At 62.0% G+C, this 8,107-nt stretch carries 4 protein-coding genes and 1 pseudogene; 1 reads left to right on the top strand and 4 read right to left on the bottom strand.

All coding sequences use genetic code 11. The features are described 5' to 3' along the window. A pseudogene (locus tag C2L58_RS26435) lies at positions 1-564 on the bottom strand (radical SAM protein); the annotation flags it as partial. Positions 565-1,207: 643 nt separating this feature from the next. After that, positions 1,208-1,642: a hypothetical protein gene (locus C2L58_RS26440; protein ID WP_103340391.1), complete on the bottom strand. Its 435-nt coding sequence runs from the start codon at positions 1,640-1,642 to the stop codon at positions 1,208-1,210. Between the two features lie 728 nt (positions 1,643-2,370). On the opposite strand from C2L58_RS26440, the gene C2L58_RS48785 reads away from it, so the two are divergent. Continuing rightward, positions 2,371-2,757, top strand: coding sequence for a hypothetical protein (locus C2L58_RS48785; protein ID WP_146073678.1), 387 nt, complete (start codon positions 2,371-2,373; stop codon positions 2,755-2,757). A gap of 196 nt (positions 2,758-2,953) precedes the next feature. On the opposite strand, the gene C2L58_RS26445 is transcribed toward C2L58_RS48785, so the two are convergent. Then, complete coding sequence (locus C2L58_RS26445; RefSeq protein WP_103340392.1) at positions 2,954-5,584, bottom strand: P-loop NTPase fold protein; 2,631 nt, start codon at positions 5,582-5,584, stop codon at positions 2,954-2,956. Between the two features lie 64 nt (positions 5,585-5,648). Beyond that, the gene (locus tag C2L58_RS26450) at positions 5,649-7,424 is read right to left on the bottom strand and encodes an esterase/lipase family protein (RefSeq protein WP_146073679.1); all 1,776 of its coding nucleotides are present in this window, start codon (positions 7,422-7,424) and stop codon (positions 5,649-5,651) included. Positions 7,425-8,107 lie beyond the last annotated feature (683 nt).

Raw genomic sequence — 8,107 nt, forward strand, 5'->3', positions numbered from 1 at the left:
TTCAGCGGCCAGCTGACCACAAGCCGCGGCGATCTCCTGGCCCCGGGTATCCCGGACCGTGCAAGCAACACCGCCGGCATTCACCAGCCGCACGAACTCCCGCTCCACCGGCTTCGGCGACGCGTCCCACTTGCTGCCCGGGGTCGGGTTTAGCGGGATGACGTTGACGTGGACCAGCTGCCCGAGGTGCTTGCGCAGCCGCTTGGCCAGCAGATCGGCCCGCCACGGCTGATCGTTGATGTCCCGGATGAGGGCGTACTCGATCGAGACGCGCCGTCCGGAGGTGTCGGCGTAGTACCGGGCCGCGGAGAGGACCTCGTCGATCGACCACCGGTTGTTCACGGGCACGAGAGTGTCGCGCAGCTCGTCATCGGGCGTGTGCAGCGAGACCGCGAGGCGAACCTGCATCTTCTCGTCCGCCAGCTTCCGGATCGCCGGCGCCAACCCTACGGTCGACACCGTCACCGACCGCTGCCCGATCCCGAGACCCGCCGGCGACGGGTCCGTGATCCGGCGAACAGCCTTCACAACTCGGACAAAGTTCGCTAGAAATTCACCCATTCCCGCTCATTTACAACACCTCTACCAGTGCCGATGCTGCGTCACCTGCGAACTTCCCGGCGAGGAGTGCGCAGCCGGTTCTCTTCGGCACGTCTTGTGATGAGCCATAGTCACCCGGCCGACCAGCCTCGGCGAACAAGCGAAGACCTCGACCAACTGCCTCGTCCTCGCCGACACGAGGTGCGGCGAGTCGCCCGTGATTTTAGGACAACTTCCCTGGCCCGGCAGGACCACCGCCCAACTGGTGTGCGAATCGCCCCACCGAGGTAACCGTGAGCAAACTCGTGCCGGCTCAGCCCCGCCCAGCACGCCCAGCGGGCGGCCGCTCTCGGCGCCGGCCCCGCCGCGTACGGCTGGAGCGAGGACCAGCGCTGGCCCCTGGCCCACGTGGCCCAAGCCCTCAACGCCCAAGACTTGGACCGGCGCAACACGGCGATGATGCAGGCCGCCCGGGACCCGCATGCTACATCGAGATCGTCGATCGGGGTGCATGACGGTTGATGACCGCAGTGGCGCTCGCTGCAGGAAGGTCAACTGGTCGACAGCGCGGCGTTTGCCCAGGCTCTGACGTTCGACCTGATCGACAGGACTGTAGTCGAAGACCTCCGGGGCAGCACCGCAAGCCTCGGCATGTGCCAAGCAAGTGTCAGTTGACCGCCTCGACGGCGGTGAGCGGAGTGATGGCGAGAACCTCGATGCCGGTCCACACGCCAAGCGAGCCCAAGTCAGCAAAGTAGCCAGTTAGCACATACTCACCGTGTTGGAAGGACAGGCCGTGACGCTGCTCGGACACATCGTTGATCTTCAAGTTGATCCCGTCCAGGCAGTTGGGGTCAGTTCCGGCGCAGGGACCGGGCACGGTCAACCCTTCAGTCGAACTATCTTCGAAGGCGTTCATCTCGAATCCGACGCTCAGGCGTACCTTACGACCCGCATTGGCACGCAGAAAGTCGAACAGTTCGTAACTGTCAGCCACGGAGTTGACGTGTTTCCACTCATTCGGGGTGCCGAAGGTCGGTAGCTGGGTCGGGTCGGCAGGGTACGGGCGCTGGGCCAAATAGATACTCGCAATGATGGCCACGACCGCAACCCCTAGCGCGGCGCGATCTGCCCAGTGCGGTCCGTGTCGTGGCTCGTGACGTGCACTATCAGCGCGCTCGTCGCAGGTGCAGACCGGCCGCGGCGTCGGTGGAACGTCGGGCGGCCGTTTCAATGCAGCGAATAGCGCCCACGCGGACGTGGCGATGGCCAATACGATCGCCACCGCCGATGACTGGCTCCGCCAACGCTGCCGCATGGGACTCATCCGCGCCTCGTTTCCTGCAGTTCCGCGACCGCCACACACACATCATCGCGAATCAGTTGGGTCACCGGAAGCACGTTCCGTCGGCTACACCGTCGGCCAGTCGTGCGGGCAGCCCGGAGCCGTCACATCTTGCCTTACTGACCACGGTCACTGTTCTTCCATCCTGCCAAGTGCCACAGTGCGCTCCCAATGGGCCTTCTTGCGGATGCCAACGATATGACGATCTGACAAAAAGTGGACATTCGATGGCAAAGTTGAAAAATGCTACCCGGTTGGCCCTGTCGCTCATTCGCGCGGCAATGAACCCTACACGAGATGCCCGCAGCGAGGTAAGGAGTGATCGATGACCGAAGGCGCATTGAGGTTGGCAATCTGATCACATCGGTTGCGCCAGTATCGATCCAATAGCTTTCAAGGCATGAGACCAGCCCACCTCCGGTCGGCCTCGCAAGGTATTCCCCCACAGTCAGACTAGTTACACCGATCATCAAAAGAGGGACATCATGGCCGAAGTTTCAGATTTTGTTGTCGTGGACCGAAATAAGCTAGAGCCGTCTGTCGGAGGTAAGTGGAAATCGCCGACCTTCGCCACTGGGGCTCGAAATATATTGACTTCAGGTGGAACAGAAAGAAATAATGCATACATAACGTTAACGTTCAGCGTGCAGAGTGACGTACCCAACGGCTTCAGCGCGATCCGGATAATAGTCAACGACCACCCACTTTCACAACTTGTTCAAGGCAAAGAGGACTCATACAATACAATTGTATCAGCATTATTTGCTTCGTTTCTCAAGGACGGCGGAGGCAATGTGGTCGAGCTACATGCACAGAATGAGAATTCATTCATAGTGCGACACGTAGTTGTTCACTTCCGCCAGAATACGTGATCAGTCGCGACTACCGAGCCCCCAGGACTAGACACAAGAAAGCTGCCACCCATAGAGGAACGTTTCTGCCCCGCCGCAGTACTGGGGGGAGCCGCGAACGCCGACAGAAGACCACTAGCGCGCCGATCATCGAGGATGACGATCGTTCGTGCGCCCTCGCCTTGATTAGCCAGTCTTCGTAATTGTACAACTTAAGTTAATGCGCCAGCGCGTCATCGACGAGATAGGAGAACCTGCGGACCGCGGGGAGCCAAGAACGGAAGTCTTGGACCGTGGGTAGGGCAGGCTGGGGTCGAATCGCACTGAGGTCGCGGCAGAGGCGGGTCCACATGTCGTTGTCGCGAAGCTGGCTGAGATCAGAGACGAAAGTGGCCCACGGCGCGTTGTCTTCGGCGTCTCGCAGTGCACAGAACACGTCCCCTGCTTTTCGGGGCGCTGCGGCGAGGACCGCCAGCAGGATGATGACGATGCGGAATGCGCCGGGGTCGGCCTCGGTGCCGAGGAACGACGCAGGCTCCGATAATGCCCGGGTAGCGCGAATCATTCGGTAGAGGTTGAAAAGGCGTTTGGCGGCGCGGGGAGTGCGCACGAGACCGCCGACGTGACCCAGGAAGGTCATCTCGCGTTCAGTCAGAGGATGCAGCCCGGGCGGCGTCTCCAGGTCGAGGTCGGCGCCCGGCTGGATGGTGATAGACAGTTCCGGCGGATCCGACAGATTGTCGTCACCCCGCCGCACGTTCGTGTGTTGCTGGGCGTACACCCGTTGCGCCGGCCCGACAGGCGGCAACGACAACGTCGACCGGAGCAGTTTGCCGATGCTGTACTTCGACATCGCAGGCAGGCTGAACGGGATGTTGATGATCTTTTCTAGGTAATCCTCTGGCGCAACGCGCCACTGGTCCAACGTACGGTCGTCGAGGACATCCGTGTAGTGGCTCGCCAGGGACCGCAGTAGCCAGCGAGGGTCGACGCCGATCACGACAACGAAGAGGTCAAGCGCCAGCATTAGGTGCACGGCCTCGAGCACGCGAACGACCTCACGTGGTCCGCACCGATCGAGGTCGTCGATGTAAAGGACGACCCGGTCGATAGGGTGGACTCGGTGGTCGTCTGGCTGATCGCGCCACTGGGCGAGCAGGCGGACCAGCTCCTCGAAATCCCTACGCACGGTGGACACCGTGCCCAGGCCGCGTGTGTAGCGGTCTCCATGAGCGCGGTCAGCCAGGAACGCCGACATCCGGCGCTCCGGGTCCAGGTCGGTCAGTTGCGCACTCAGTTCCGCGACGTCGTCAACGACGTCTGCCAACTGCTTCTCGGCCACCCGCTGATCGAACTCGACCTTGCGGAGTCGGTCGACGGTGTCCTTGACGGTGTGTTGGAGACGCTGGTCGGCGGCAGTCGCGATACCAGCGCGGAGTTCAGTGCTCAGCTCGCGAAGGCGGCCGAAGCCCGCGCGAGCCCGGGTGAGGATATAGCCGCCCCAAATGCCGCTCGCAATCGCCGTCGCACCGGTGACCACGCTCGCGAGCGGCACGGCTACGGCCAGAATGGCAGTGAGTGCGACCATGCCCACTGCACCACCTAGAGCTAGCCTGCCGATCCTATCCCTGGTGAGGCCGCGCAGCGTTGTGACGTCTGTGGCTGTCTGTCGGAGTTCGGTCGACAGCAGACGGACTTGATCCGCCTCGTCACGTACACCGAGTTCCCGCCAGGTGTCGTCGAACTGGGCACGTGTCCGCGGGGAGGAACGGATCGCCATCAACAGGTCACGGGTCGTCGCCAGGTGCTGCTCGGCGGCCTCGTCGATCTCGGCCTGGAGTTTGCTCGCCGTCTCCGCAGCTGCCTTCGCGGTGGACTCCAGTTCCGTGCGGTGACTGATCTTGTTGATCAGCTGCTGTTCGATATCGCTCCGGATGCTGTCCGAGGTTGCCGTGACAGCCCGCTCAAGTTCGCGGAAGATCACGTCGCCGAGACTGGCCCAGAGGTCGGTGTCCGCGTAGTGCCAGGCGTTGAAGCCGATCTGCACCGTGCGATTGCAGTACCCTGGGGTAGCACTGAGCCGGTTCACACCGTCGCGCACCAGCCCCATGAAGTAGCTCTTTCCGGCGCCCCACTCGCCGAACACACCGACGGAGAGGGGCAGTGGTGTGTCGTTGCCGGCGATCATTGACGCGAGCATTGTCGAGTACGTGGTGACCGCGAGTTCGTCCTGGCCGCTATCGATGACCTTGTCGGCTGGGACGAGGTCGCTGGACACGCCGCCCAGGAGTGTGCTCTCCCTGGGTACCTCGTGCGCGCCAGCCGGTTTCTCGTCGAGGTAGTCCAGCCAATCATTCCCCATCGACTGTGCCATGTCGCTGCCACCACCGAAGAGCACGATTCGGTTCAGACGTGTGAAGTAGGCGTTGCTCGTTGCGTGGATGTGACCGCCCACTGCCCTGAGCAGGTCGATACCGAAGTGCCTGCCAAGTCCTACCGGCATCGCGAGCGACTGGATAGACATCGAGGCCGCAGTCGCGAGCGCCGACTGAATCGCCTTATCTGTTAAACTGCCGTCGGCGTTCAGTCCGGCGTCGGCAACAAACAACATTGTACGGTGAACTTTTCCACCGGCGTCCATCAATTTGATCGAGACCGGCTCGTCCACCATCTGCGCGATCGTCTGTTCGATCCGCCGTTCGTCGAGACCTAGCTTGGTGATCATGCTTTTGGCCAGCCCAGAAAACGTGGACTCCGCCGGCACGACGATTGTATCGACAGCTAAAGTCCAGGGCTCGTCCGTGCTCACAGCCATAATCTCGACGCCGTCAATGAAGCCCAGACGCACGTGTCCTCCCACCCCGAATACAAATCAAGCCGATCCCTGCAGTGCGCTATATACGACAGGTTGTTCATCGCTCGTATTTGACTTCTCCCTCACTCACTGCGGTCTGTCGCCAGAAGACCGCATTGCCCCTGAGTTTATAATCGCAGTCTTGGGGTCCTGACGCTGCCGAGCGAGCGATCAAAAAACAGGATTCGATCGTGTCCGCATCGCCAACCTTCGCGATGACGCGAAAAGCCACTATCTGTTCTTCGCTGAGCTCTTCGAGAGTCGGCATGGCGAGACGTTTCTCCGCTGGCCCCCTGTCAGGCATCCTGCGGTAGGTGACACCAATCTCCCTCGGAATGTCGATCGCAATCGGTGTTGTGGCAAGCCGGCTCAGTATCGCTCCTGGAGGAGCGAAGCTGAGCTGCACCTGGTTCCATCCGCAACCGTAGTTGATCAAGCCGGACACCGGCACCTTGAACCCTGCCGCCGGCCCGTTCTCCGCCGATACGGCCCCTTGCGTGATCGCGCCTGACGGTTCCGCGACAACCACGTCGCCGACTTCGTAGATAACCACAGGCGGTAACTCAGCGCAAGGCGGCCCATAAAACGAGATGATCACTTGCAGTCTCTCCACCGACTGCTCATTCGCTAGCCCATTGTTCACAGGGAAGACCAGGCGGTAGGACTCATTCGACACCGCGGCCGACATCTTTACAGCTCGCACTACACCAGGCGACGGTGACCGTGAATTGGTATCGCGAAGGACCACCCACACCGACCCGGCGAGGACTAGGCACACCACCAACACAACAGCTACTCGCCTCGCCATCGTAAGCCGTGGGCACCACCCACCGCGGAAGGCAGAACGAACGCGTATCAGCGAAAGCTTCCCAAGTGCTACCTTATGGTCACTCTTAGTGACGTGAGCCGGCCGGGCCCTCGCCCCGGCCTCGCCCGTGCTTGCGAACTCGGCGTTGAGCGCCGCCGACTCATCGCCGATGTTTTCGACGGCGACCGGCCGGCCTGACTCCTGTTCGGGTTGGTGGGGGCCAGCCGGGTCGAGTGTTCGCAGGTGGCCCGGGTCAGGCGAACCGGCTTCTAGCGCCTCGACAATTCCGGTGATGAAATGCCTGACCTGGCCATAGACCAAATCGCTGCGGCGAGCCGGTTTGCAGATGTCGATGTGGTTCGCATCCACCGGGATGGGCGTCTGGCCTGGAATGGCGGGATCGGCCGAGCCCGCGTCCACCACATGTACGCTTTTGGTGGCCCGGGTCTCGTAGAAAATCTTGTGCCTGATGTCCACCGTGGGGTCTACAACCCAGTTCCGATACCTGGTGTTGAGCTGCCGGAGATGCGCCGCATTACGCGCAAGGGCGTCGACCGCTGGCGTTTTGCGGTAAACGATGCCCAGCGCCTCCACGACGGCCTTGGTCACTACCTCAGAGCCGGCGTGGGGAGTAGCAAGGAAAACCACACCTCGGGCGGCGGCCGCGAACTCCGAGTAATCGGCCCGGCCGTCGGCCGCGTGTAGCAGCATCTCCTTCACCACCAGCCCGCCCATGCTGTGGGTGACAAAGCACAGCGGACGCTGCCCGATCCCGTGGCTCTCCAGTTGAGCAAGCAGATTGATCGCCCGGTCCTGGATCGGCATCGCATGCCCCAGCCAACGACTCGACGCCGCGTCATACCCCAGCGACCAGACAGAGAGACCGTCGACATCCTCTGCGAGCCACGCCGGCCAGAACGAACCGTACCGCTTCGACGACCAGCTCCTATGGGCATCGCCGTCAAGGCCGTGTACGAAAACCACGTCCAGCAGCGAGCCCTCGCCCACCATGACGAGCTCGGTCACCGCCACACCCCCAACGACCTGCCCGGACCACCACGGCCCCCGGCACGGTGAACTGTCGCTCCGAATCGCACGAGCGTTACACACCCGGTCACCGCACGTAAGCACACTCTCATAGCCGCTGACCGAGTGTTCACATCCGGGCTTGCCGAGTTGAGGACATTGGGACTTCCTGACGCCAGGGGCAAGTACGCTTCGCCCTGTAGGACAGCTGGCGCCACGGGGAAGGGGAACAGCAAGTGACCGATACTTCCGACATCCAGGCAGACATCGGACACCTTCGCGACCTACTAACCTTCCTTCCGAGCAGGGACGACCAACCCGGCGCGGCAGAACCGCCGTTCTGGACGGCTTTATCCGATCTTGATCCGTTTGCGTTCGGCGATGTCGGGGGGTACCTCCGGCCGGCAGTGATCGAGCGCATGAGCACTGGAGCCAAACTCCGCACTTGCAGTGTCGCAGGCATGCCTGGTGTTGTTCGACGGTGAACAGCCTCAACTGTGGGAGTTGGTTGAACGGCTAATGGACTACAGGAGTCGCGTCGACCGTGCTGCAGGCCGTCGATGGAGCGAAGATGTGTGCACGACCGCATGGCGGATCTACGTCCATGTATTAGGGTCTGCCCAGACTTCGGTTGACACCGGGGCTGACGGTTTCTCAGGCCGCTGACGCGGTCGTGTAGATAG

Origin of the sequence: Amycolatopsis sp. CA-126428, assembly GCF_002904335.1 — a bacterium.
In the GTDB taxonomy this organism is placed as follows: Bacteria; Actinomycetota; Actinomycetes; order Mycobacteriales; family Pseudonocardiaceae; genus Amycolatopsis.